The 25,027-nt window shown below is 67.9% G+C and carries 22 protein-coding genes and 1 tRNA gene; 7 read left to right on the top strand and 16 right to left on the bottom strand.

Annotated elements, in window-relative coordinates:
* Positions 1-19 precede the first annotated feature (19 nt).
* From VES41_RS20860 to VES41_RS20815, 10 genes are read right to left on the bottom strand one after another with little or no spacing between them, the layout of a single operon-like run.
* Positions 20-853, bottom strand: a complete 834-nt coding sequence (locus tag VES41_RS20860) for an enoyl-CoA hydratase/isomerase family protein (protein WP_324821020.1) — start codon at positions 851-853, stop codon at positions 20-22.
* A gap of 20 nt (positions 854-873) precedes the next feature.
* Complete coding sequence (locus tag VES41_RS20855; protein ID WP_324821017.1) at positions 874-1,662, bottom strand: crotonase/enoyl-CoA hydratase family protein; 789 nt, start codon at positions 1,660-1,662, stop codon at positions 874-876.
* A complete protein-coding gene (locus VES41_RS20850) occupies positions 1,659-2,645 on the bottom strand; it encodes an acyl-CoA dehydrogenase family protein (RefSeq protein WP_324821015.1) in 987 nt (328 codons plus the stop codon). Before VES41_RS20850 ends, VES41_RS20855 begins: the two co-directional genes overlap by 4 nt.
* A gap of 25 nt (positions 2,646-2,670) precedes the next feature.
* Positions 2,671-3,828, bottom strand: a complete 1,158-nt coding sequence (locus VES41_RS20845; protein ID WP_324821013.1) for an acyl-CoA dehydrogenase family protein — start codon at positions 3,826-3,828, stop codon at positions 2,671-2,673.
* Between the two features lie 16 nt (positions 3,829-3,844).
* Positions 3,845-4,783, bottom strand: a complete 939-nt coding sequence (locus tag VES41_RS20840) for an SDR family oxidoreductase (RefSeq protein WP_324821011.1) — start codon at positions 4,781-4,783, stop codon at positions 3,845-3,847.
* Positions 4,784-4,816: 33 nt separating this feature from the next.
* Positions 4,817-5,806, bottom strand: a complete 990-nt coding sequence (locus VES41_RS20835; protein WP_324821009.1) for a tripartite tricarboxylate transporter substrate binding protein — start codon at positions 5,804-5,806, stop codon at positions 4,817-4,819.
* Complete coding sequence (locus tag VES41_RS20830; RefSeq protein ID WP_324821006.1) at positions 5,803-6,981, bottom strand: acyl-CoA dehydrogenase family protein; 1,179 nt, start codon at positions 6,979-6,981, stop codon at positions 5,803-5,805. The genes VES41_RS20835 and VES41_RS20830 overlap by 4 nt, the downstream gene beginning before the upstream one ends.
* Positions 6,982-6,984: 3 nt before the next feature.
* Positions 6,985-8,157, bottom strand: a complete 1,173-nt coding sequence (locus VES41_RS20825) for an acyl-CoA dehydrogenase family protein (protein ID WP_324821003.1) — start codon at positions 8,155-8,157, stop codon at positions 6,985-6,987.
* A 52-nt stretch (positions 8,158-8,209) separates the two neighbouring features.
* On the bottom strand, positions 8,210-9,397 hold the full coding sequence (locus tag VES41_RS20820) for a lipid-transfer protein (RefSeq protein WP_324821000.1): 1,188 nt from the start codon (positions 9,395-9,397) through the stop codon (positions 8,210-8,212).
* Positions 9,398-9,436: 39 nt separating this feature from the next.
* Complete coding sequence (locus tag VES41_RS20815; RefSeq protein ID WP_324820998.1) at positions 9,437-10,576, bottom strand: acyl-CoA dehydrogenase family protein; 1,140 nt, start codon at positions 10,574-10,576, stop codon at positions 9,437-9,439.
* Positions 10,577-10,804: 228 nt separating this feature from the next.
* On the opposite strand from VES41_RS20815, the gene VES41_RS20810 reads away from it, so the two are divergent.
* On the top strand, positions 10,805-12,208 hold the full coding sequence (locus tag VES41_RS20810) for an aldehyde dehydrogenase family protein (RefSeq protein ID WP_324820996.1): 1,404 nt from the start codon (positions 10,805-10,807) through the stop codon (positions 12,206-12,208).
* 42 nt (positions 12,209-12,250) lie between these two features.
* Positions 12,251-13,354, top strand: coding sequence for a Zn-dependent alcohol dehydrogenase (locus VES41_RS20805; protein WP_324820995.1), 1,104 nt, complete (start codon positions 12,251-12,253; stop codon positions 13,352-13,354).
* Positions 13,355-13,405: 51 nt separating this feature from the next.
* Here VES41_RS20805 and VES41_RS20800 read toward each other — a convergent pair whose 3' ends face one another.
* Positions 13,406-14,680: a porin gene (locus VES41_RS20800; protein WP_324820993.1), complete on the bottom strand. Its 1,275-nt coding sequence runs from the start codon at positions 14,678-14,680 to the stop codon at positions 13,406-13,408.
* Between the two features lie 137 nt (positions 14,681-14,817).
* A complete protein-coding gene (locus tag VES41_RS20795) occupies positions 14,818-16,644 on the bottom strand; it encodes an acyl-CoA dehydrogenase (RefSeq protein WP_324820991.1) in 1,827 nt (608 codons plus the stop codon).
* 194 nt (positions 16,645-16,838) lie between these two features.
* Between VES41_RS20795 and VES41_RS20790 the strand changes: the two genes are divergently transcribed.
* The 3 genes from VES41_RS20790 to VES41_RS20780 all read left to right on the top strand — a co-directional run bounded on the left by VES41_RS20790 (position 16,839) and on the right by VES41_RS20780 (position 20,924).
* Positions 16,839-18,713: a feruloyl-CoA synthase gene (locus VES41_RS20790; RefSeq protein ID WP_324821082.1), complete on the top strand. Its 1,875-nt coding sequence runs from the start codon at positions 16,839-16,841 to the stop codon at positions 18,711-18,713.
* A gap of 54 nt (positions 18,714-18,767) precedes the next feature.
* A complete protein-coding gene (locus VES41_RS20785) occupies positions 18,768-19,751 on the top strand; it encodes a tripartite tricarboxylate transporter substrate binding protein (protein ID WP_324820989.1) in 984 nt (327 codons plus the stop codon).
* A gap of 744 nt (positions 19,752-20,495) precedes the next feature.
* Positions 20,496-20,924 (top strand): hypothetical protein, encoded by a 429-nt coding sequence (locus tag VES41_RS20780; protein WP_324820987.1) that lies wholly within the window; start codon positions 20,496-20,498, stop codon positions 20,922-20,924.
* Between the two features lie 168 nt (positions 20,925-21,092).
* On the opposite strand, the gene VES41_RS20775 is transcribed toward VES41_RS20780, so the two are convergent.
* Together VES41_RS20775 and VES41_RS20770 are read right to left on the bottom strand one after the other, a co-directional pair.
* Positions 21,093-21,168 (bottom strand) — tRNA-Asn (locus VES41_RS20775).
* A gap of 59 nt (positions 21,169-21,227) precedes the next feature.
* Positions 21,228-21,998, bottom strand: coding sequence for an IclR family transcriptional regulator domain-containing protein (locus VES41_RS20770; protein WP_324820985.1), 771 nt, complete (start codon positions 21,996-21,998; stop codon positions 21,228-21,230).
* Between the two features lie 140 nt (positions 21,999-22,138).
* Between VES41_RS20770 and pobA the strand changes: the two genes are divergently transcribed.
* Positions 22,139-23,323: a 4-hydroxybenzoate 3-monooxygenase gene (pobA, locus tag VES41_RS20765; RefSeq protein WP_324820982.1), complete on the top strand. Its 1,185-nt coding sequence runs from the start codon at positions 22,139-22,141 to the stop codon at positions 23,321-23,323.
* A 13-nt stretch (positions 23,324-23,336) separates the two neighbouring features.
* On the opposite strand, the gene VES41_RS20760 is transcribed toward pobA, so the two are convergent.
* Together VES41_RS20760 and VES41_RS20755 are read right to left on the bottom strand one after the other, a co-directional pair.
* A complete protein-coding gene (locus VES41_RS20760; RefSeq protein ID WP_324820979.1) occupies positions 23,337-23,978 on the bottom strand; it encodes a DUF1109 domain-containing protein in 642 nt (213 codons plus the stop codon).
* Complete coding sequence (locus VES41_RS20755; protein WP_324820976.1) at positions 23,975-24,559, bottom strand: sigma-70 family RNA polymerase sigma factor; 585 nt, start codon at positions 24,557-24,559, stop codon at positions 23,975-23,977. The genes VES41_RS20760 and VES41_RS20755 overlap by 4 nt, the downstream gene beginning before the upstream one ends.
* A 153-nt stretch (positions 24,560-24,712) precedes the next feature.
* Between VES41_RS20755 and VES41_RS20750 the strand changes: the two genes are divergently transcribed.
* A complete protein-coding gene (locus VES41_RS20750) occupies positions 24,713-25,006 on the top strand; it encodes a DUF2282 domain-containing protein (protein ID WP_324820974.1) in 294 nt (97 codons plus the stop codon).
* Positions 25,007-25,027: the final 21 nt, after the last annotated feature.

Genomic DNA, 25,027 nt, shown 5'->3' with positions numbered 1-25,027 from the left:
CGCCTTCCCCCCGGGGTCGTCAGGCCCGGTCGCGGTCCCAGTCGAAAGTGGCCGGCTTGCCATCCAGGAAGGCCGCTACCGCCGCCAGGTGGTAGGGCGTAGTGGAAGCGATGCCCTGCGCCTGCGCTTCCATCTCCACCAGCGTTCGAAAGGGCGTCTCGTAGCTCTGGTTCATCAGGCGCTTGGTCAGACCTGCCGATTCGCGCGGGCCGGCCAGGAAGCGGCGCGCAAAGCGCATGGCTTCGCTCTGCAGCGCATCGGGCTCGTGAATGGCATGGACGAAGCCCAGGCGCTGGCCTTCGTGCGCACTCACCCGGCGCGCGGTGAGCGCCAGTTCCTTGGCCATCGGCAGGCCGACCGCGCGCGGCAGCAAGTAGAAGGCGCCCAGGTCCGGCACCAGACCGATCTTCGCGAATGACATGCAGAACATGGCGCGGCTGGACGCGAGGACGAAGTCCGCCGCCAGGGCGATCGAGAAGCCGGCGCCCGCCGCCGCACCATCGACGGCGGCAATGACGGGTATCTCCAGCGCGTGAAGGCGCGCCAACCAGGCGTTCAGGCCCAGCACGCGACGCCGCATGCCATCGGGCGCGTGCGCCTGCGCTTCGGCGCTGACATGGCGCTCGCGCATCGACTTGATGTCGCCGCCGGCGCAGAAGCTGCCGCCTTCGCCGGTGATGACCAGCGCGCGGATGGCTGGGTCGGCTTCGACGCGCTCCAGCATGTCCGGATAGTCCAGCCGCAGGCCAGAGGTCAGCGCATTGCGGGTGGCGGGGCGCTGGTGCGAGAACTGCGCGACGCCGTCTTCGATTCGCAGTTGCGATTCGCGCAGGGCGATGATTTCGGCGGCCATGGCGTGTGCTTGCCCGGCAACTAGCCGTGGAACTGCGGCGGTCGCTTCTCGACGAAGGCCGCCACCGCTTCATGGTGGTCCGCGTTCTGGTGCGACAGCACCTGGAAGGCGGCCGACATTTCCAGGAGCGTGTCCAGCCGAGTGTGCAACGATTCGCGCAACAGCCGCTTGGCCAGGCGCACCGCATGCGCCGGGTTGTCGGCAATGCTCTGCGCCACGCTGCGCGCCGTTTCCAACAGCTGCGCTTGCGGCACCACGCGCGAGACCAGGTTCCATTCCTGCGCCTGCTTCGCATCGATCGTCTGGCCGGTGAGCGTGAGCTCGGTGGCGCGCGACAGGCCGATGATGCGTGGCAGCAGCCAGGCACCGCCGTCGCCGGGGATGATGCCCAGCTTGACGAAGCTCTCGGCGAACTTCGCCTCCTGCGCCGCGATGCGGATGTCGCACATGCAGGCCAGGTCCAGGCCGGCGCCGATGGCCGCGCCGTTCACCGCGGCAATCACCGGCACTTCGAGGTTGAACAGCGCCAGCGGCAGCTTCTGGATGCCCAGGCGGTATTCGCGGCGCAGTTCCATGGGCTGCATCTGTGCATAGCGGCCCATGTCGCGCACGTTGCCGCCCGACGAGAAGGCGCTGCCCGAGCCGGTGAGGATCACTGCGCGCACCGAGTGGTCGGCATGGATGCGGTCGATGGCGGCAAGGAACTCCGGCACAGCGTTGTTACCGGTGAGCGCATTGCGGCGTTCGGGGTCGTTCATGGTCAGCGTGACGATGCCGCCCTGCTGCTCGTACTTCAGGAACTCATTCATGCTTGGATCTCCTCCATGGCAAAGCGAAGCACCGTGCCGTGGGGCTGCGACAGCAGCGTCTCGCCCACGATGCGGTTCCAGTAAGGCTCCGAGCCATCGGCCATGCGCCATTCGTGCAGGCGCCGGCTGTAGAGCTGGAGATCGAATTCCTCGGTGACGCCGATGGCGCCATGCAGCGCATGCGCCGTCGCTGCCACGATGGGCACCGCCATGCTGGTGCGCGACTTGGCCGTGGCCGCCGCCAGCCGGGTGGGCACGCGCGAGCCTGCTGTGAAGGCCAACTCGGCGGCGACGCCGGCACAGGCCACCTGCTCGGCCATGACCGACAGCTGGTGCTGCACCGACTGGAACTTGCCGATGGGCTTGCCGAACTGCACGCGGTCGTTGCAGTACGCAAGCGTCATGCCGAAGAGCCGCTCCATGGCGCCGGCGATGGCGGCCGCATGCACCGCGGCGCTGAGGACACCGACCTCGGCGCCGTTGTCGCCCAGCGGCTGGCCGATCACCTCCCGGGACCAGCGCAGCGTGGAGCCCAGGCTGCCGTGCACACCCGAAGGCGTGCGCTCGGCCAGGCGGGTATCGAGCAGCACCAGGTGGCCGTCGATGTCGGCCAGCGCGAACTCGGCCATGCCACCGAAGGCCAGGTTGGCGGCGATGAAGTCGCCCACCGTGTTGCGGCGGCCGTAACCGGCCAGTGTGATCATTCCTTCGGGCACCGCCACGCCGTGCAGAAGTGCGCGGGCTGCAATGGTCTGCGCGGCCGGCACCGGCAAGGCGTGGCGACCGAAGGCCACGAAGATAGGGAAGATGGCCGCCAGATCGAGCCCGGCGCCCCCGGCTTCCTCGCTGGCCATCAGTTCCAGGAAGCCCGACTCGGCCAGGGCGCCCCACAGCGCGGCCGGCGAGCCGCCGTTCTCGATCTGGCGGATGGCCGCCGGCGTGCACTGGTCGACCAGGATGCTTTCAATCGCTTCTGCGAACATGGGTGTTCCTCTCGTGCTTTGTTGTTCAGCGCAGGCCCAGGCCGCGCGCGATCATGCCGCGCAGGATCTCGCGCGTGCCGCCGCGCAGCGAGAAGGTGGGCGCGATCTGGCTCAGGTAGGCCACGGCGCGGTACAGCTCGGGGTCCACCGGGCGCGTGGGGTCGGCCGCGATGGCGGCTTCGAGCATGGCCGGAATGGCCTGCTCGAACTCGGTGCCGATGTCCTTGACCAGTGCAGCTTCCACCACCGGGCTCTCGCCACGGGCCAGCTTGGCGGTGACGGCCACCGACAGGTTGCGCAGCGTGGCCAGTTGCGTGGTGAAGCTGCCCACCAGCGCCGCCTCGCCCGGCGACCAACCGCTGCTGCGCAGCGCCGCGATCCAGGTGTCCAGTAGCACCACGCTCGAATACAGGCGCTCGGGGCCACTGCGCTCGAACGCCAGTTCGGCATTGACCTGCTTCCAGCCGCTGCCCTCCTCGCCCACCAGCGTGTCGTCGGCCAGGAACACCTCGTCGAAGGTCACTTCGGAAAAATGCGCATCGCCCGCCAGGTCGACGATGGGCCGCACCTCGACGCCGGGCAGCTTCAGGTCGACGATGAACTGCGACAGGCCGTTCTGGCGGTCTTCGGGGACGCCCGAGGTACGCACCAGCGCGATCATGTAGTGCGAGCGGTGCGCGTTGGTCGTCCAGATCTTGCGGCCCGACAGGCGCCACCCGCCTTCGCAGCGCGTGGCGCGGGTGCGCACGCTGGCTAGGTCGGAGCCGGCATTGGGCTCGCTCATGCCGATGCAGAAGAAGGCCTCGCCGCGGCAGATGCGCGGCAGGAAGAAGTCCTTCTGCGTGCTGCTGCCGAACTTGGCGATCAGCGGGCCGCTCTGGCGGTCGGCGATCCAGTGCGCCGCCACCGGTGCGCCGGCAGCGAGCATTTCCTCCACCAGCACGAAGCGGCGGTAGGCATCCAGCCCGGCCCCACCCCACTGCGCGGGCAGCGTGAGGCCCACCCAGCCGCGCGCGGCCAGGCGGCGGCTGAAGTCTGCGTCAGAACCCATCCAGGTGCGGGCGCGCTGCGCGGGCGCGGCGGCCGGCAGGTTGGCGGCCAGGAATTCGCGCACCTCGGCGCGAAAGGCTTCCGCCTCAGCCGGCAGTTGCGCCAACCGGAACGCTTCGAGCAATTGGCTCATGGCTTCTTCACTCCAGTCATTTCGGGGGAATCTCGCCGGTGGTCAGCGCGTTGGGCGCGGCCTGCTTCACCAGGTCGGGAATCAGCGCGCCCAGCTCCTGCGCGCTCCAGCGGCCTTCCTTCTCGATTCGGGGGCCGGCATGCCAGCCCTCGGCCACCGTGATGCGGCCGCCGCGCGCGCCGAACACGCGGCCGGTGATCTCGGCCGATTCGGCGCTGCCCAGCCACGCCACCAGTGGTGCCACGTTGTCGGGCGCCAGCGGATCGAAGCCCTTGGCCAGCGACTCGGCCCGCATGGCGGCCCACTTGCCGGTGGCGAAGATGTCGTCGGTCAGGCGGCTGGCCGCCGTCGGATAGATGGCGTTGACGGTGACGCCGTAGCGGTCGAGCTCGCGCGCGGCAATCACCGACATCGCGGCGATGCCCGCCTTGGCGGCGCCGTAGTTGGACTGGCCCGCGTTGCAGTACAGGCCAGAGGACGAGCTGGTGTTGATGATGCGCGCGTCGCGCTGGCGCCCAGCCTTCGATTCGGCGCGCCAGTAAGCGGCGGCGTGGCGAGAAGGCGCGAAGGTGCCGCGCATGTGCACGCGGATCACCGAATCCCAGTCTTCCTCCTCCATGTTGACCAGGGTGCGGTCGCGCAGGATGCCGGCGTTGTTGACCAAAACGTCCAGGGCGCCGAAGGCCTCGATGGCGGTGTCGACCAGGCGCTGGGCGCCTTGCCAGTCAGCCACGTCGTCTGAATTGGCCACGGCCTGGCCACCCAGGGCCCTGATCTCTTCCACAACTTCGTTCGCCGGGCCACTGGTGCCGCTGCCCACGCCGTCGCCACGGCCGCCAAAATCGTTGACCACTACCTTGGCGCCCTGACGGGCGAACTCCAGCGCATATTCGCGCCCCAGGCCTCGGCCGGCACCGGTGATGACGACCACGCGGTCCTTGCAGATCGGGTTCATGGCTTACTTACTCCTTAAGAAAGGGGCGCACGATCAGCGCCCCGAGATGTCCACCTGCTTGGCCAGTTGCTGGTAGCGCGTGCGCTCGGATGCAATCAGCGCGCTGAACTCCTTGCTGCCCACGGTGAAGGCCTCGGCACCGGCGTTCTGCGTCACGTAGTTGCGGAACTCAGGCTGCGCCATCGCCTTGAGCAGCGCGGCTTCCAGCGTCTTGGCCACCGGCTCGGGCGTCTTGGCGGCCACGCCGAAGCCGATCCACACGTACAGGTCGTAGTTGGGAAGGCCACTTTCGCGCAGGGTGGGCACGGCGGCCAGCTGCGGGTGGCGCTCCTTTCCGGTCACCGCCAGCGCACGCACCTTGCCGGAGGTGATGAGCGGCATCGCGCCGCCAACGTCCAGCAGGGCCAGGTCCACCTGGCCGCCCATCAGGTCGGTCTGCACTTGGCCCGGCGTCTTGTAGGGGATGTAGTTGAACTTCACACCCGCCGCCTGCTGCAGCATCAGCGCACCGATTCGGTAGTGGTGGCTGTAGCTGGCCATGCTCACCGTCCCGGGTTTGCCGCGCGCTGCGGCAATGGCCTCGGCGTAGGTCTTGTAGGGCGAGTTGGCGCCGGTCACCAGCACGGCCGCGCTGCGCAGCGCGGTGGCCAGCGGACGCAGGTCGCGCTGCGCGTCGTACGGCAGGCTGTCGTTGATGAGCGGGTTGATCACCATCGAAGAGGGCGAGAGCATCAGCACGTTGTAGCCGTCGGCCGGCGCGGCCAGCAGGCTCTGCACGGCCAGGATCGCGTCGCCGCCCGGCTTGTTCTCCACGAAGGTGGGCTGGCCGAGCTCGGTGGCCGCCAGCTTGGCTGCCAGCCGCGTGACGGTGTCCGAGCCGCTGCCCGGGCCCAGCGGCACGATGAAGCGCACGGGGTGCGCCGGATAGCTTTGCTGTGCGGCAGCGGGCGCCTGCAGGCAGGCCACAGCGGCCACCAGGCCGAGGGCCGCGCCGATGGCGCGGAGAGTGCGAAGGGTGTTCAAGTCTTTGTCTCCTGGGAAGTTGGGTTCGTTCGTTTGTTGGTGCGCGACAGCCCGATCAGCCGGGCGGCCTGCGCATCCACATCGCCGAAGAGGTGGTCCTGCACATGCACGCGGCGCAGGCAGTGGCCCACGGCGTACTCCTCGGTCATGCCGATGCCACCGTGCGACTGGATGGCCGCTTCGCACAGCGCGCGCGCATGGCGGCCCACGACCAGCTTGGCCCGCGCCAGCTCGATTGCCGCGCCGGGCGCGTCCGGATCGTCCGCGACACTGGCAGCCGCGACGGCCATGCTGCGCGCCATCTCCAGCGCGACGGCCATGTCGGCGCTGCGGTGGCGCACCGCCTGGTAGTCGCCGATGGCGCGGCCGAACTGCTTGCGCGTGTTGATGTAGGCCGTGGTCAGCGCAAACGCGCTTTCCATGGCGCCCACCATGTCGGCGCAGGCCGCGGCGGTGCCGGCCGCCTGCACCGCGCGGATGGCCGCGGCGGCGCAGGCGCCGTCGGCGACGTTGCCCAATGCCTCGGCCTGGACGTCGTCGAGAATGAGTTCGCCGGCAGCCGTGTCGTCCACCAGCCGGTAGGCGCGCAAGCGCGCACCGGCCGCACCCGGCTGCACCAGGAACAGCCCCAGGCCCTGCGGCGAATCCGCCTCGCCTTCGATGCGCGCGCTCACCACCCATTGCGTCGCCGCGGCGGCCCCCAGCACCAGCGACTTGGCACCCGTCAGGCGCCAGCCGCTGTCTTCGCGCCGGGCACTCATCTGCACCCACAGCGGCGCATGCCGGGTTGCGGCCTCTTCATGGGCCCACGCCAGCCGCATGCGGCCTTCGGCCACCGCCGGCAACAGCGCTTGCTGCTGCGCGATGCTGCCGGCAGCCTGCACCGCGGTCGCACCCAGTACGCAGGAGGCCAGGTAGGGTTCGAGCAATTGCACCGCGCCAAAGGCCTGCAGCACCGCCAGCCGATCCACGGCGCCGCCGCCCAGCCCGCCATGCGCTTCGGAAATGCCAAGGGCCGTCACGCCCAGCTCGGCCAGGTGGCCCCACAGCGTCTCGCTCCAGCCGGCTTGCGTTGCCGCGACCACGCGGCGCTTCTCGAAGCCGCCATGCTCGCGCAGCACGCGATCCAGGCTCTGCGCCAGTTGCTGCTGATCGTCTGAAAGTTCGAAGTCCACGGTCTACCCCAGCAGCGTCTTGGAAAGAATGTCGCGCTGCACTTCGCTGGAGCCCCCATAGATCGAGGTAGCGCGATAGAAGAAATAGCGCGCGGCACTGGCGGCGAGCGGATGTCGCGCATCGGGCCCTTCGGCATCGCGCCGCTCCAGGCCATCCGGCCCGGCCAAGCGCGCGATCAGCGAACTGAGCGACTGCAGCAGCTCAGTTCCCTTGAGCTTGAGCACCGACGCGAAGCCGGGGTTGCGCCTGGCGATTTCCGCATCGAGCAGGAAACGCCAGTTGGTCACTTCCAGCGCGCGGATCTCGGCGCCCAGCATGACCATCTCGGCGCCAAGCTTCGCGTCCTGTGCCAGCGTGCCGGCGCCCTGCCGCACCAAGGCGGCAAGCTCTTGCGCATAGGCGAGGCGTTCCCAGCACAGGCCGATGCTGGCGATGCCGGTGCGCTCGCTGGCCAGCAGATACTTGGCGCAGTCCCAGCCGCGACCCTCTTCGCCCACCAGATTGGCCACCGGCACGCGAACGCCGTCGAAGAACACTTCGTTGAGGTGATGCTGTCCGTCGATGGAGATGATGGGGCGCACCGTCACGCCCGGGCTCTTCATGTCGATCAGCAGGAAGGAAATGCCGTCCTGCTTGCGCGCTGCCTGCTCGGTACGCACCAGCGCAAAGATCCAGTCGGCCTCGTGCGCCATGGTGGTCCAGATCTTCTGGCCGTCGACGATGTAGTGATCGCCATCGCGAACCGCGCGCGTCTTGAGTGATGCGAGGTCGGAACCCGCGCCGGGCTCGGAAAAGCCCTGGCAGAACCACAGGTCCAGGCTGGCCAGGCGGGGCAGGAAGAATTCCTTCTGCGCCTGCGTGCCGTAGCGCAGCAGCACCGTGCCCAGCATGGTCACGTTGAAGGCCAACGGCACCGGCGCGCAGCCGCGCTGCAGCTCTTCCAGCAGGATCAGCCGCTCGGCAATGCCCAGGCCGGCGCCGCCGAACTCCCTGGGCCAGTGCGGCGCGGCCCATCCGCGCTCGTGCAGCATGCGTTGCCACGCCACGGTGTCCTGCTTGCGCGGCGCATGGCCACGGTGCAGGCGCTCGCGGATCTCCGCTGGCAAGCGCTCGCGGATGAAGGCACGCACCTCCTCGCGAAAGGCCGCCTGCTCGGGCGTCGGACGGATGTTCATGGCTTGTCTCGCTCCAGCCGTATCGTTCTTCTGCTTGTTCCTTCGCGCCGCGTCAGTTCTGTCCGTACAGCGTGACCACGCACGCGCCGCCCAGGCCGACGTTGTGGGCCAGTGCCAGGCGCGCACCCGGCACCTGGCGCTGCTCGGCGCTGCCGCGCAGCTGATGCGTGAGCTCGTAGCACTGCGCCAGGCCGGTCGCGCCCAGCGGGTGGCCCTTGGACAGCAGGCCGCCCGACGGGTTGACCACCACCTGGCCGCCATACGTGTTGTCCCCATCGGCCACGAACTTCTCGGCGCCGCCCTCGGGGCAGAAGCCCAGCGACTCGTAGCTGATGACTTCGTTCTGCGCGAAGCAGTCGTGGAGCTCGCACACATCGATGTCCTTGGGGCCCACGCCGGCCTTCTCGTAGACGATGCCAGCGGCCTTGGTCGTCATGTGCGTGCCCACCCAGCTGAGCATCGACGGCGGCTCGAAGGATTCCTTCGGGTCGGTGGTCATGGCCTGGGCCATGATCTGCACGTCGGTGCGAAGGCCGTGCTTCTTCGCAAAGCGCTCAGACACCAGGATCGCCGCCGCGCCGCCACAGGTGGGCGGGCAGGCCATCAGACGCGTCATGACGCCGGGGAAGAGCACGGTGTCGTTCATCACGTCTTCGGTGCTGACGACCTTGCGGAACAGCGCCAGCGGGTTGTTTGCCGCATGGCGGCTGGCCTTGGCGCGCACGGCGGCGAAGGTTTCCATGCGGGTGCCGTAGCGTTGCATGTGTTCGCGGCCGGCGCCCACGAAGGTGCGCACCGCCTGCGGCATGTCGCCCATGTCGCTGGTCAGGCCGCGCAGCACGGGCATGAAGCGCTCGCGCGTCACCGGGCGGTCGCTCCAATGCGACTTGAGCGCGCCGCCCTGCATCTGCTCGAAGCCCACGGCCAGCACGCAATCGGCCGAGCCCGACTCGATGGCCTTGCGCGCCAGGAACAGCGCGGTGGAACCGGTCGAGCAGTTGTTGTTGACGTTGACCACAGGAATGCCGGTCATGCCCACTTCGTACAGCGCGGTCTGGCCGCAGGTGGAGTCGCCGTACACGTAGCCGGCGTAGGCCTCCTGCACCGCGTCGTAGCCGATGCCCGCGTCTTCCAACGCCCGGCGCACGGCTTCGGCGCCCATCTGGGTGTAGCTCAGGCTTGCGCCGGGCTTGGCGAAGGGGATCATGCCGACGCCGGCAACCAGGACCTTTTCAGTCATCTCGTTCTCTCTTCTCTAGACAATGGGGTGGGCGCGCGCTCAGAGCTTGCGTGAGATGAGGTCGCGCTGGACCTCGCTGGTGCCGCCGAACACGCGCGCGATGCGGTAGTCGCAGAAGGCGCGGGCGATGGGGTACTCCAGCATGTAGCCGTAGCCGCCGTGCAACTGCACCATGTCGTCGATGCACTTCCACAGGGTTTCGGTAGCGAAAAGCTTGGCAATGGCCGCCTCCTGCACGGTGATGCGGCGCCGAGTGTGCTCGGCGATGTAGTGGTCCACCAACGTGCGCGCGGCCACCGCCTGAACCTTGATGTCGGCCAGCTTGAACTTGGTGTTCTGGAAGTCCCACACGGTCTGGCCGAACACCTTGCGCTCCTTCACGTACTCGATGGTCTGCTCCAGGAGGCGCTCGAGCTTGGCGGTGCAGTACACAGCAATGATCAGCCGCTCCTGCGCCAGCTCCTGCATCAGGTAGGCAAAGCCCTTGTTCTCCTCACCCAGCAGGTTGTCGGCCGGCACACGGACGTTGTCGAAGAACATCTCGGTGGTGTCGGCGGCCGGCTGGCCCACCTTTTCCAGCTTTCGGCCGCGACGGAAGCCCGCACGGTCGGTCTCGACCATGATCAGGCTCACGCCCTTGGCACCGGCGGACGGGTCGGTCTTGCAGGCCACCAGCACCATGTCGCAGTTCAGGCCGTTGCTGATGAAGGTCTTGCTGCCGTTGATGACCCATTCGTTGCCGTCGCGTACCGCCGTGGTGCGCACCGATTTCAGGTCGCTGCCGGTGCCCGGCTCGGTCATGGCGATGGCCATGATGGTCTCGCCGCGGCAGATCTTGGGCAGCCAGCGCTTCTTCTGCTCCTCGGAGCCGAAGCGCACGATGTAGGGCGCGGTGATGTCCGAATGCACCGAGAGGCTGAAGCCCGACACGCCCGAGCGGTGCAGCTCTTCGGCCAGCACGGCCGAGTGGCCGAAGTCGCCGCCGCCGCCGCCGTACTCCTCGGGCACGGTCACGCACAGCAGGCCCTCGCGGCCAGCCTTCAACCAGGTCTCGCGGTCGGTGCGGCCGTCCGCGTCCCATTGCGCCTGGCGCGGCAGGCATTCGCGCTCGAAGAAGCGCCGCGCCGTCTCGCGCAGCATTTCGTGGTCCTCGCGGAACACGTTGCGTTGAATGTCCAAAGCAGTCTCCTGATGGGTCCGGCAGCGAGGTTGCACATTGCGCGCACCCGTGCCAGTCGAATGCATTGATTCTTCGAGCTGGCGCCCGGCCGATCACCACCCGGTGTGGGTGGCAGCGCCACCCACGTCGGCGCCCCTCGGGCGGGCCCTACCCCCCGGCTCGGGTGGATGCCTGCGCGCGGCCTTGCGGTTCACTGACGCCCTCTTGTTCTCTCGGATTTCTTGCGCATGACCCACGCCTTTCGCCTGCTTTCCAATGGCCAGTTGCTGGACCTGCCGGCCACCCTGCCTGTGCTTGACCCGGCCACCGAAGAGGAAATTGCCCGGGTGCCCGAGTGCACCGCCGAGCTGCTGGACGCCACCGTACAGGCGGCCCGAGCGGCCTTCCCGGCTTGGCGCGACATGCCCTTTGCGCAGCGCGCCGAAAGCCTGGTGGCTCTGGCCGCGCGCATCAAGGCGCACGCCGACGAGCTGGCGCTGCTGATCACGCGCGAGCAGGGCCGGCCGCTGCCCATGGCCAAGGCCGAGGTGATGACCGCCGTGCACTGGTTGCGCGGCACGGCGCAACTAGCCCTGCCGCAGAGCGAGCGCACCGATGTACAGGGCGTGCGCTGGGCCACGCGACGCGTGCCGCTGGGGGTGGTGGCGGCCATTGCGCCGTGGAACTTTCCGCTCACCCTGGCCGCCATGAAGCTGGGGCCGGCCCTGCTGGCGGGCAACACTCTCATCCTCAAGCCCTCGCCCTTCACGCCGCTGGCCACGCTGCGCCTGGGCGAACTGGCGGCCGACCTATTTCCCGCGGGCGTGCTCAACGTGCTCGCCGGCGGCGATGCGCTGGGGCCCATGCTCACCGCGCATCCGGGCATTGCCAAGGTGGGCTTCACCGGCTCCACCGCCACCGGCCGCCGCGTCATGGCGTCGGCCGCGCCCACGCTCAAGCACCTGACGCTGGAGCTGGGCGGCAACGACGCGGCCATCGTGCTGCCCGATGCCGACCCGGTGAAGACGGCGCGCAAGCTGTTCATGGGCGCCTTCCTCAATTCGGGCCAGGTCTGCATCGCGGCCAAGCGCATCTACGTGCACGAATCGATCTACGACGGCTTTGCCGCCGCCTTCGCCGAAGCGGCCAAGGCCGCCAAGATGGGCCCGGGCACGCGCGAAGGCGTAATGATCGGCCCCGTGCAGAACCGTCCGCAGTACGAGCGCGTCAAGGCGCTCATCGAGGATTGCCGCGCCAGCGGCCAGCGCTTCCTGGTCGGCGGCGATGTGCCCGCGGGCCCGGGCTACTTCATCGCGCCTACGGTGGTGGACAACCCACCGGAGGATTCGCGCATCGTGCAGGAAGAGCCCTTCGGCCCCGTCGTGCCGCTCCTGCGCTATTCGAGCGTGGACGAGGCGGTGCAGCGCGCCAACGCCAGCGAATACGGCCTGGGCGCCTCGGTGTGGAGCAGCGACCCGGATGCCGCGCGCGCCGTGGCCGCGCGCCTGGAGACCGGCACCGTGTGGATCAACAGCGTGCACCTGCTGGACCCGCAGGTGCCCTTCGCCGGGCGCAAGCAATCGGGCCTGGGCGTGGAGAACGGCGTCGAGGGGCTGCTGGAATACACCGCGGTGCAGACCTTCGTGGGCTGAACCGTGCCTTGCATCAATCGTGAGTAGGAACTTCCCATGGACATGAAATCGAAAGCCGTCGTCTACCGTGCCGACGGCACCACCGTGCAGGTGGAAGACATCGTGGTGCAGGCCCCCGGCCCGCACGAGGTGATGATCAAGTTGGGCGCCTGCGGCGTCTGCCACAGCGACTTGTCGGTGACCAACGGCACGCTGCCGCTGCCCGCACCGGTGATCCTCGGCCATGAGGGCGCCGGCGTCGTCTGCCAGGTGGGTGAGAGCGTGACCGAGCTGAAGGTGGGTGACACCGTCATCAGCTGCTTCGTCAACAGCTGCGGCGCCTGCCGCTACTGCGCCAGCGGCAAGCCCAACCTGTGCGACATGGGCAACACCACGCCCTACACCCTGCCCGGAGGCCAGCCGCGCACCTTCGACAAGGACGGCAAGCCGCTGAACGCCATGGGCGGCTGCGGTGTGATGGCCGAATACGCCACGCTGCACAGGAACAACGTCATCAAGGTGGCGCCCGGCGTGCCGCTGGACCGCTGCGCGCTCATCGGCTGCGGCGTGATGACCGGCTGGGGCGCGGCCTGCAATACGGCCAAGGTCGAACCGGGTTCGATCTGCGTGGTGTTCGGCGCTGGCGGCGTGGGTCTGTCGACCATCCAGGGCTGCCAGAACGCGGGCGCGACCATGATCGTGGCAGTGGACATGCTGGCATTGAAGCTGGACTTGGCCAAAACCTTCGGCGCCACCCACGTGCTGGATGCATCGAAGAGCGAGAACGTAGTGAAGGAACTGCGCAAGCTCACCGGCGGCGGCGCCGACTATGCCTTCGAGTGCGTGGGCCATGGCGAGATCGTGGCGCAGGCCTATGGCTGCCTGCGCAAGGGCGGCACGGCGGTGGTGGTGGGCCTGGCCGGCCCGGCGAACATCACCACGCTCAAGACGGCGAGCTTCGCGCTGGAAGAAAAGACGCTCAAGGGCAGCTACTACGGCTCCACCCGCCCGCGCCACGACTTCCCGCGGCTGCTGGGGCTCTACCAGGCCGGCAAGCTGAAGCTGGACGAACTGATTACCCAGCGCTACCGCATCGAAGATGCGCCGCAGGCCTTCGAAGACCTCGCCAACGGGCGCAATGCCCGCGGCGTGATCGTGTTCGACTGAAGGTGCGACAGCGGCATGCGGGGCCGCCTCGGCGGCGGCCCCGGCCAGCCTTTAGAAGGCGTGGCGAATGCCCAGGTCGTAGCCCGTGCCGCGATCCGCGCGGTAGCCCGCCGCCGAGGAGTTCGCCGTGTTGGTGTAGCCGGGCTGCACGTCGGTGGACGACACATTGGCCACCGGCACGCCCGCGCCATTCTTGTTCTTCATCCACGCCGCCGTCGCGTACAGGGCCGTGCGCCGCGAGAGGTTGTGCACGTAGCCCACCGCCAGCTTGTCGGCCTGCGGATCGTCCGACAGAAGCGGCGTGTGGCCGCTGGCGGTGAAGCTGTAGAACTCGCCCTTCACCCGCGAGTACGACGCCTTGATGACGCCCGGTCCCACCGGCACTGACAGGCCCACCAGGAAGTTGTGCGTGTCCACGTCCAGCGGCGGCGTCAGCGCCGCGGTGAACGGGAAGGCGGCTTGGTTGGCGAAGTCGGTGCGCACGTCGACCATCGAATATTCGCCGTACAGTTTGACGACGCCGAAGTCGTACGACGTGCCCAGGTTGGTGGTCTTCACCTTGGTCGTCGAGCCGAAGACGTAGTTGTCGGCAATGGTGCTGTGGCCGTAGGCCAGCGCCACGTCCAGCGGGCCGTTCGCATAGCCCACGCGGGCGCCCACGTAGTCGCCGGTGCGCGCGTTGTTCGATGCGCTCGGGTCGTTGAGGATCGCCGCCGAATCGATGTTCTCGCTGAAGGCATACATGGCCTGGCCGTAGAAGCCGCCCAGGCTGGCCGGCAGGAAGTAGCCCACCGAGTTGGACTTGCGCGCATAGTTGCCGCGGTTGAGCGCGAGCGTCGGCAGCGTGCTGCCCAGCGTCTGCGCGATCAGGCTGGTGCCCACGCCCACCACGCCGAAGGGATCGAAGATCGCGTCGTTCCAGAACGTGGGGTTGTAGTCGCGGCCCAGGCGCAGTTCGCCCCAGCGGCTCACCAGGCTCAGCGTGGAGCGGCGATCGAAGAACAGCGGCGAGCGGCCCACCACGCCCACGTCGTTCCACAGCGACGCCTCCAGCCAGAAGCCCGCGGCCAGCCCACCGCCCAGGTCCTCCTGGCCGCGAAAGCCGATGCGGGTAGAGGCATTGCCGCTGTTGGACAAGGCCAGTTGCGACTGCTTCAGGTCCGGCCGCGCCACGGTTTGCGGCACGCCCTTGCTGTCGAACTTGCTGGTGGTCTGGTAGTGGCTGACGCCAGCGTCGACCACGCCGAATACCGTGACCGAGGATTGCGCGGATGCAACGCCGGACGCGGCCAGCGCCGCTGCCGCGATGATTGTTCTGTTGTTCATGGAGGGTGTGTGTTGAGAACCAGGGAACGCCGGGCGCCCTGTTACCAGGTGCATCCGGCGCCGGCTAAGGTAGGGCGGCGCAGGTGCGCGATCGCCCCCCGCGCAGGGGGGGCGGGCTTGTACGGAGACCGGGAGCCCTAGTAGTCCTGCGCCGCCACCATCAGCACGCTGTGCGCCCCTTCGGTCACGCTCTGCGCAATGGCCGGCGCGCGATTGAGGATGTGTTCGGCAAAGAAGCGGCCGGTGGCGACCTTGGCCTTCATGAAGGGCAGGTCTCGGCCCTGTTCGACCAGCCGCTGCGCCACCAGCAGCGATCGCGCCAACTGCCAGCCGGTCACCAGCATGCCGCCGGCCATCAGGTAGGGCACGCTGCCGGCGTAGGCTGCGTGGGGCGACGCCTTTGCCTCGCTCGCCATGAAGTCGACGATGCGCACGAAGGCCTCGCGCGCGGCGCCGAGGTGGCGTGCAACGGACGCAGCGTCTGCGGTGCCGCTTTCCATGAGTTCGGATTCGGTGCGCGCCACCTGCGCGGCGATGGCCCTGGCTGCGGCCCCGCCGTCGCGCACTGTCTTGCGACCCACCAGGTCGTTGGCCTGGACGGCGGTGGTGCCTTCGTAGATGCTGAGGATCTTCGCGTCGCGCAGGTACTGCGCCGCGCCGGTTTCCTCGATGAAGCCCATGCCGCCGTGCACCTGAACGCCCAGCGAGCACACCTCCAGGCTCATTTCCGTGGCGTAGCCCTTCACCAGCGGCACCAGGAATTCGTAGAAGGCCTGGTTGTCTTCGCGCGCTTTCGCATCGGGGTGGTGGTGTGCCGTGTCGTAGGCGGCGGCTGCCGCAATACCCATGGCGCGACAGCCCTCCACCTGGGCGCGCATGGTCATGAGCATGCGCCGCACGTCGGGGTGGTGAATGATGGGCACGCTCGAGGGGAGCGAGCCATCCACGGGCCGGCTTTGCACGCGTTCCTTCGCATAGGCCAGCGCCTGCTGGTAGGCGCGTTCGGCCACGGCCACGCCCTGCATGCCGACGGCGTAGCGGGCCGAGTTCATCATGATGAACATGTACTCCAGGCCGCGGTTCTCCTCGCCGACAAGGTAGCCCACGGCGCCGGGTCCCGCGCCGTCCCTGTCTGCAATGCTGCCCGCCATGCCGTCGCCGTACTGCAGCACGCAGGTGGGCGATGCCTTGATGCCCAGCTTGTGCTCGATGCTGACGCAGCGCACGTCGTTGCGCGCGCCCAGCGAGCCGTCGGCGTCGACCAGGAACTTGGGCACGATGAACAGGCTGATGCCCTTCACGCCTTCCGGTGCGCCGGCGAGGCGGGCCAGCACCAGGTGCACGATGTTCTCGGCCATGTCGTGCTCGCCCCAGGTAATGAAGATCTTGGTGCCGAAGATCTTGTAGGTGCCGCCCGGCTGGGGCTCGGCGCGGCTGCGCACCAGGGCCAGGTCGCTGCCTGCCTGCGGCTCGGTCAGATTCATGGTGCCGGACCACTCGCCGCTGACCAGCTTGTCGAGGTAGACGGCCTTGAGTTCTTCGCTGCCGGCCATCAGCAGGGCTTCGGTGGCGCCGTCCGACAGTAGTGGGCACAGGGCGAAGCTCATGTTGGCGGAGTTGAGCATCTCGCGGCAGGCCGCGCCGATGGTCTTGGGCAGGCCCTGGCCGCCGCGTTCGACGGGCTGCTGCAGGCCCTGCCAGCCGCCTGACACGTATTGGGCGTAGGCTTGCCTGAAGCCCGCAGTGGCGGTGACTGCGCCGTCCTCGAAGGAGGAGGGTTCGCGATCGCCAAGCGCATTCAGGGGCGCGACCACGTCTTCATTGAACCGGGCGCATTCCCTCAGCACCGCTTCGGCGGTATCCAGGCCGGCGTGGGCAAAGTCGGGCTGGCAGGCAATGTCGTCGATGCGGGCAAGGTGCTCGATGTCGAACAGCATGTCTTTGATGGGGGCGATGTAGGGCATGTCGTCTTGATGAAGGCCTGGGTGTCGGGAGAAGGCGGGTCCAACGGCGAGGCAGGATGGCGCGCCGAGGCCCGACTGGGGTTGGTTGTAGGCGCGAAAGGGGAAAACACCACCCCCCGGTCTGGGTGGAGATGTGTCACCAGCGCGATCCGATCATTCGCCTCAATATGAAAGCTGACCTGGAGACACTTGCGATGCACCCGGCGCCCCCACCACACGACAAGGCCTGCCGCTATCGGGAAACCCCGTTTCCGAAGCGACAGGCCGAATGCGAGCGGCGTGCCGACGGCACGCTCATCCTGCGTAACGTGGTCACGCCTCCTGTGCCCGAGCACATCGGCTTTGCAGGCTACGTTCCCCAGTGGGCCGCGCGGCAACCGCATGTCAACGCCTTTTGCGAACGCGATGCCCAGGGCCAGTGGCGCTCCCTCACCTGGGCGCAGTTGTGGGAGCAGGTGCAGCGCATCGGTAGCGCACTGCTGGCCATGGGGCTGGGCCCGGGCCGTCCGCTGATGGCGCTGTCGCCCAACTCGCTGGAGCATCTGCAACTGATGCTGGCCGCCGAGTACGTGGGCGTGCCCTTTGCGCCGGTGTCTCCCGCCTATTCGCTGCTCAGCAAGGACCTGGTTCGCCTGGCCGGCGTGTGCGAGCTGGTGCCGCCGGCGGCGGTCTTCGTGCAAGATGCGCTGCTCTTCGCCCGTGCCCTCGCCTCGCCGGCATGCGCCGGCGTGCCGGTGATCGCGGTGCACAACGCCGCCGCGGGCCAGGCCAACTGGCAATCTCTGGTGCAGGCGGGCATTCCACCGGCGCGCCGCGCCGCCGTGCTGCAGGCCCACCGGGCCATCGAGCCGGCGCACGTCTCCCGCGTGCTTTTCACCTCCGGCTCCACCGGCGTGCCCAAGGGCGTGCCGATCAGCTACGCCAACCTGCGGGGCACCGCGGCCAACCTGCTGGACATGTTCGGCGTGCTCGTCGGCACGCAGCCCGTGTTTCTCGACTGGCTGCCCTGGCATCACGCGCTGGGCGGCGTACTGAACCTGGGCCGCTCGCTGCTGCTGGGCGCCACGCACTACATCGACGACGGCAAACCCTTGCCGGGCCTGTTCGAACGCACCGTGCGCAACCTGCGCGAGGTGTCGCCAACGCTGCTGACCAGCGTGCCCGCGGCCTGGACCATGCTGGCCGCCGAGTTGGAGCGCGACCCGCAGCTGGCGCGCAGCGTGTTCTCGCGCGTGCTCAATTTCGGCTACGGCGGTGCCAGCCTGCCGCGCGATGTCGCCGAGCGCATCCAGCGGGTGGCCGAAAGCACCGTGGGCGAACGCATCATCTTCGCCACGGGCCTGGCTTCTACCGAGACCACGGGTGTGGGCACGTACCGCATGTGGGCCAGCGATGACCTGGCCAACATCGGCATGCCGGCCCCCGGGACGCAAATCAAGCTGGTTCCGCTGGAAGACAGCACGCGCTACGAGATCCGCGTGCGTGGCCCCCACAACTTCAGCGGATACATCGGCCGCCCCGACCTCACCGAGGCCGCCTTCGACGAGGAGCAGTTCTTCCGCCTCGGCGATGCGGTGCGGCTGGTGGACCCGGCCGATCCGACCCAGGGCCTGCATTTCGACGGCCGCGTGGGCGAGGACTTCAAGCTGGTCAGCGGCACGTGGGTCCGCACCGGCGCCGTCCGGCTGGCCTTGGTGGAGCGCTGCGCGCCGCTGCTGGGCGACGCGGTGATCTGCGGCCACGACCGCGACTACGTGGCGGCACTGGCCTGGCCCAACGTGGCGGCGTGCCAGAAGCTCGCGCCCGAGCTGGCCCAGTTGGACGCGTCCGCGCTGGTCAGGCACCCGGCGGTGCTGGATGCCCTGCGCGAGCGGCTGCGCGGCGCCGATACGCATGCCAGCCTGGCGGTGGCGCGCCTCCTGCTCATGGACGAGCCCCCCTCGATGGACGCCAACGAGATTGCCGACAAGGGCTACGTGAACCAGGGCGCCACCCGCGCGCGACGCGCCCACCTGGTGCAGGAGCTGTACAGCGAACCGGCGCCCGCGCACCTGGCCTGCGCGCGCTAGGCCCGCTCGCCGGTCAGGCCACACGCCCCAAGAACTCGAGACATCGGAGACATCATGAAACTGAAGGCCTTCTTCATCGCCGCGCTGACTGCATTGGGCGCCATCAGCGCTGCCCCCACGCTCGCGCAGGACAGCTATCCGTCCAAGACCATCACCCTGGTTCTGCCGGCGCCACCGGCGGGTGCCACCGACGTTCTGGCGCGCGTATTTGCCGAGGAGCTGGGCAAGCGACTGAAGACTTCTGTGATCGTGGACAACCGGCCCGGCGGCGGCGGCATGCTGGGCGCTGCCGCGGTGGCGCGTGCCAATCCGGACGGCTACACGCTGCTGTTTACGCATGCCGCGCCGATCTACTACGCGCCCTACATGTTCTCCAAGGTGCCGTACGACGTGCGGCGCGACTTCGCCTTCATCACCGAGATCTGCTCGGCCAGCCTGGTATTCGCGGTCAACAAGGACGTGCCGGCGCGCAACATGAAGGAGTTCGTCGCCTGGGCGGCGCAGAACAAGGGCAAGGTCAACTACGGCTCATACGGCGTGGGCTCGGCCAGCCACCTGCTCAGCGCCCACTTGAGCGAATCGCGCAAGCTCGAAATGGTGCATGTGGGCTACAAGGGCGAAGCGCCCATGATCCTCGACATGGTCGGCGGCCAGATTCCGGCTGGCGTCGGCACCCTGGGCACCTTGGCGCCGCACATTGCCAGCGGCAAACTGCGCGCTCTGGCCGTCATCGGGGAACGCCGCATGTCAGACCTGCCGCAAGTGCCGACCATGGAAGAGCAGGGCTTCAAGGACCCCGAGTTCAATCTGGTGGGCGGCGTGATGCTGATGGCCCCCGCGAAGACGCCGGACGTCGTGCTGGCACGCCTGGAAAAGGAGTCGCGGGAGATCGTTCAGGGCGCTGCCATGCAAGCCCGCTTCCAGGCATTCGGCCTGGGGGTGATGGGCAACAGCGCCGCGGAGTTTCGCAAGAACTTCGAATCGAGCGGTCCGATCATTCAGCGACTGGTCGTGATGTCCGGGGCGAAGACTGAATGAGAAGCGCAAGCGCTAATCCTATTCGCCAGCGCTAGAAGCGCCGAGGTCTGTAATCGCCCCCCAGCCTGCAATTCGGTCCATCTGGTGCGACTTGGAAGTCGTCCTCAAAGCCTGCAACGGGCACGGACCGACAATCGGAGAGCGCTATCCCTCGACTGCTTGGCAAACGTTTGCGACACAGGCACACCCGTTCTTGACGTTCTGCTCTTGGCCGCACTCCCTCCTACGTCAGTACTGGCTGTCTGTACCCGCATGCGCGTAGCCAACGAGGTTCTGGCCCGTTGCGGACCACAACCAGAAGCGCCCAGTCGTTGTCGACCAGCTCGCCGAAGCTGAGTCGCTCGGCGGCGAGACTTGCGAAAGAGTCCTGCTGAGCCGCATCACTCGCAGCGACCGACCAGGCCGGCAATAGAAGTCGAGAACTGTGACCTTCTTCTCGAACATGTCGAGGTCGATGGAGCCAGGTCGAGCCTCAGCAGGCGGCGCAACGGTAGGATCAAACGGTCATCGAAATGTGCGCCAACTCTGCCGGCGCAGTTCATTGGCAAGGTGCATGCGAATGGCGCGCCTTGCATGCAGTGCAACCCTCCCCTGATCGCAACTACCTGGGCCCTTGCGGCGCCCACGGAAAGCATTCGCCACGCGATTGCTGCGACCACCTGCGGCGAATCAACTGCAAGCAGCGGCGGGGGAAACATTTTCCACCGCACCTGCAATCAAACCGGCCAATACTGAGGACCAACAATGCGCAAACTTTCAATCAAGGCAAATCTTCTGTTTGCTGCGCTGGCAGCGCTTGCTGGCTGCGCGCAGACCAACTACCAAGCCTATGAAGGCCGTGGCGATCAAATCATTGAAGGCCAAGGCGGCACCAAGGAAGTGGTTGATGGCTACGAAATCTGGGACAACGGCACCCCGCCACGGCGTTACAAGGTGATCGGCGTGACCACCATCGAGGACTTTGACAACGTCTTCGGCAACCGGCGTATTCGCTCGGCAATCGCGGAGCAGATCAGAGACGCAGACGGCGACGCGGCGGTCGTGGTCAGCCTGCAAGGCGGGGGCGGCGGAATGGCCATGGCCTTCGGGTCAAACGGCGGATTCGCTGCCGGTCCCGTCTACGGCAAGAAGTTGAACCGCTACCAGATCATCAAATATCTGGACAAGAAGTAGTAGGTTCGCGCGTGCTACCTAAGCACGCATCGGCATCGAGCAGCGCCCCTCGTCAGCCGCGCACGAATCGAGACCCGGATCGAGACAACAACTGCAAATGTTGCCCAAATGAAAATGCCTCGCTACCAATTTGATAGCGAGGCATTCAGGAACCACAACGGTTTGTAGTGGCTCCCCGACCTGGGCTCGAACCAGGGACCTACGGATTAACAGTCCGGCGCTCTACCAACTGAGCTATCGGGGAACAAGCCTTGGAGTATATCGGCATTTTTTGCGTTTCTGCAAGCAAGGCCGATTTTTTCGTCAAAGAAGTGTCCGCAGTTCGTGCGCGGCGTCGAGCAGCGGCGGCAGCAGTTCCCGCTCGAGCGCGGCGTCGGGTTGGATGTTGCCCGACAGCACCACGTTCAGCGCCGCCACGGTGCGGCCGCGGATGTCGCGCAGTGGCACGGCGAGGGCCTGCACGCCGATCTCGTGCTCCTCGTTGGCCACGCACCAGTCCTGCGCCCTCACCTGCGCGATCTGTGCCCGCAGCGCCTTGGCCTGCGTGATGGTGTTGTTCGTCAGGCGTTGCAAGGTCCGCCCCTTGAGCCACTGCGACAGTTCGGCCGCGCTCATGGCGGCCAGCAGCACGCGCCCTGTCGAAGTGGCGTGCGCCGGCAGCCGCGCGCCCAGGTGCAGCCCGTATGCCAAGAGGCGCGTCGGCGCGCCATAGGTGCCGCTGCGCGCCACGATGACCACCTCTTCGCCGTCGAGCACGACGACCGAGAACGACTCGCCGGTCTGCGCCGCCAGGCGGTTGAGCGTGGGCTGCGCAATGCGCGGCAGCCTCGACGATGCCAGGTAGCTTCCGGAGAAGCGCAGCACCTTGGGCGCCATCCAGAAATAGCTGCCGTCCGTCTCAAGGTAGCCCAGGTGCGCCAGCGTGAGCAGGTGGCGCCGCGCGGCGGCGCGGGTGATGCCGGCGCGTTCGGCGGCCAGGGTGGCGTTCAGGCGCTGGCGCTGGGTGTCGAAGCTCTCGAGCACCGCCATGCCCTTGGCGATGCCCTCGATGAAGTCGGCCTTGGCGATGGTCATGGGCTGCGTGCAATTTTTCACTGTTGCGCGATCATCGCGCAACCGCTCGCATCATCGCACACAGGCGGCATGGCGGGTGTTCCGCGGCCGGGGCGCCGGACCTACGCTCGGCGGATCGGACACCCCCCAAAAACAACCCCATGAAGAAGACTCAAGTCGCGATCATCGGTGCAGGCCCGGCCGGCATGCTGCTGGGCCAGCTGTTGCACAAGGCCGGCATCGACAACGTCATCGTCGAGCGCCAGAGCGCAGACTACGTGCTCGGCCGTATTCGTGCCGGCGTGCTCGAGCAGGTCACGATGGACCTGCTGGAAAAGGCCGGCGTCGATGCGCGCGCCAAGGCCGAGGGCCTGCCCCACCACGGCATCGAGTTGCTGTTCAAGGGTGCCCGGCACCGCATCGACATGCACGGGCTGACGGGCGGCAAGCAGGTGACGGTGTACGGCCAGACCGAGGTGACGCGCGACCTGATGGAGGCACGCGCCGCCGAGGGCCGCGAAACCATCTACGAAGCCTCGGACGTGAGCCTGCACGACTTCGACGGCGAACGCCCGCGCGTGCGCTATCGCAAGGACGGCGCCACGCACGAGATCGAATGCGACTTCATCGCCGGCTGCGACGGCTACCACGGTGTCAGCCGCGCCAGCGTGCCGGCGCAGGCGCTGCATACCTACGAGAAGGTCTACCCCTTCGGCTGGCTCGGCGTGCTGGCGGACGTGCCGCCGGTGTCGGAAGAGCTCATCTATGCCAACACGGCGCGCGGCTTCGCCCTGTGCAGCATGCGCAGCCACACGCGCAGCCGCTACTACGTGCAGGTGCCGGTGGAGGAAAAGGTCGAGAACTGGAGCGACGACGCCTTCTGGGCCGAACTGGGTCGCCGCCTCGACCCCGAGGCGCGCGAGCGGCTGGTGACCGGCCCTTCGCTGGAGAAGAGCATTGCGCCGCTGCGCAGCTTCGTGGCCGAGCCGCTGCGCTTCGGGCGCCTGCTGCTGGCGGGCGACGCGGCGCACATCGTGCCGCCGACCGGCGCCAAGGGCCTGAACCTGGCCACGGCCGACGTCGGCTACCTGTCGCGCGCGCTGGAAATCTTCTACCGCGAGAAGAGCAACTCGGCGCTCGACCGCTATTCCGACCTGTGCCTGCGCCGCGTCTGGAAGGCCGAGCGCTTCTCGTGGTGGTTCACCTCGCTCATGCACCGCTTTCCGGAGTCGGGCGAGTTCGGCCAGAAGATCCAGGAAGCCGAGCTCGACTACCTGGTGCATTCGACCGCGGCCTCGACTTCGCTGGCCGAGAACTACGTCGGCCTGCCGCTCGAGGATTTCTGATTCGAGGCCTGCGCTACCAGCGCAGCAGGCGCGGCCCGACGGCGGCGCCGATGGCCACCGGGATGAGCATGCCCAGCAGGTACCAGACGGCCAGGAACGGCGCGGTCATCTCCGGGCAGTGGAAGGCATAGACCGCGGCGCCGGCACCGCCGGCCAGCGCCCCGGCCGCCGCGCCGGCCAGGGCCGGCCGGGTCGGCGCCAGGCCTTTCAGCGCGGCCAGCGCGGCCACGAACACCGGCAGCCCGATCCAGGCGATGCTGAAGGCGCAACTGCGCCAGGTCTTGCCCATCAGCAGCGGCATGCGCTCGTCCGGGCTGGCGCCCGTCCAGGCCATCGCCGCCATGCCCCACACCAGCAGGACCGGCGCCGCCAGGCCGATCCAGGCCAGGCCCGTGCGCGCACCCGGGCGCGACAGCCGCTGCACCAGCACGAAGGCCGCGCAGGCGATCACCAGGGGATAGAGCACCTTGACCCAGAGCATGGGCCAGAACAGCGCCTGCACCAGGTCCTTGCGCGGGCCGTACTCGGTCAGCATGAGGGCAGCGGCCAGCGGCACGCCCGCCAGCAGCGCGAAGACCAGGCGCCGCGTGGCGGCGCGGCGCGGCACCGGCTCCACGCCGGTCGCCAGCATCGAGATGAGGTCGTCCGTCTTCATGAGGGGGTGCCTCCGCGCAGGCGCGCCGCCAGCGCCTTCAGGCCGCGGTGCACGTTGACCTTGACCGCCGATTCCGACATGCCGATGCGCTGCGCCGTCTCGGAGACCGACAGGCCCTCGAGCTTGGTATGGACGATCGGCAGGCGCTGCCTTTCAGGCAATGTCTCGAGCAGGGATTGCAGGTCGCGCTGGGCGTCCCTGGCTTCGGTGGTGCTGTCGGCAAACAGCTCCTGCGCGTCGTCCAGCGGGTCGTGCAGGGATTCGCGTACGGACTTGGCGCGCAGCAGATCGATCATCTTGTAGCGGGCAATGGCATGCACCCAGGCCGTCAGGGGCTGGTCGCTGTCATAGGTGTGGCGCTGGTTGTGCATGGCCAGAAGGCATTCCTGTACGAGATCTTCCACGTCGTCGGGCCAGCCGAACAGCCGGCGGGCCAGGTAGGAACGCAGGTGCCGGCTCAGTTGCCGCAGGAACGCCTCGTAGGCCGCCGCGTCGCCGCCCTGCCCGCGCAGGAACAACACGCGAAGCGCCGCCTCGGCGTCACTCGGTTGCGTCTGCTTCCCTGCTTCTGTTCGTTCCATGAATCGGTTCGGTTACGCCCGGCGCGCAAAAAAAACTCGGCTCGATTGTGCCGCGTGGTGTAACCGCGCCGGAAAACGAGCCGAACTAGCCATCGACCGCGAATCGCCGGTCGCCTTTGTGACCTTCACAGCCAACCTCAAGGAGAACTATCCATGTCTACCCGTCCCTTCGCCCTGACCGCCATTGCCCTGAGCGCACTCGTTGCCGGCGCCGCCGCCGCGGCCGACAAGCCCATGGCGGACAAGATGGACAACGCCGCCAAGGAAAAATGCTACGGCGTCGCCATGGCCGGCAAGAACGACTGCGCCGCCGGCCCCGGCACCACCTGCGCCGGCACTTCCAAGATGGACTACCAGGGCAACGCCTGGAAGTTCGTTCCCGCCGGCACCTGCGCCACCATGAAGACGCCCAAGGGCATGGGCTCGCTGTCGCCGATCAAGTCCTGATCGACCGCACCGCGAAAAAGG

The organism is Variovorax sp. (genome assembly GCF_035634955.1).
Classification (GTDB): Bacteria; Pseudomonadota; Gammaproteobacteria; order Burkholderiales; family Burkholderiaceae_C; genus Variovorax.
This window is presented reverse-complemented; position numbering and strand designations above follow the sequence as displayed.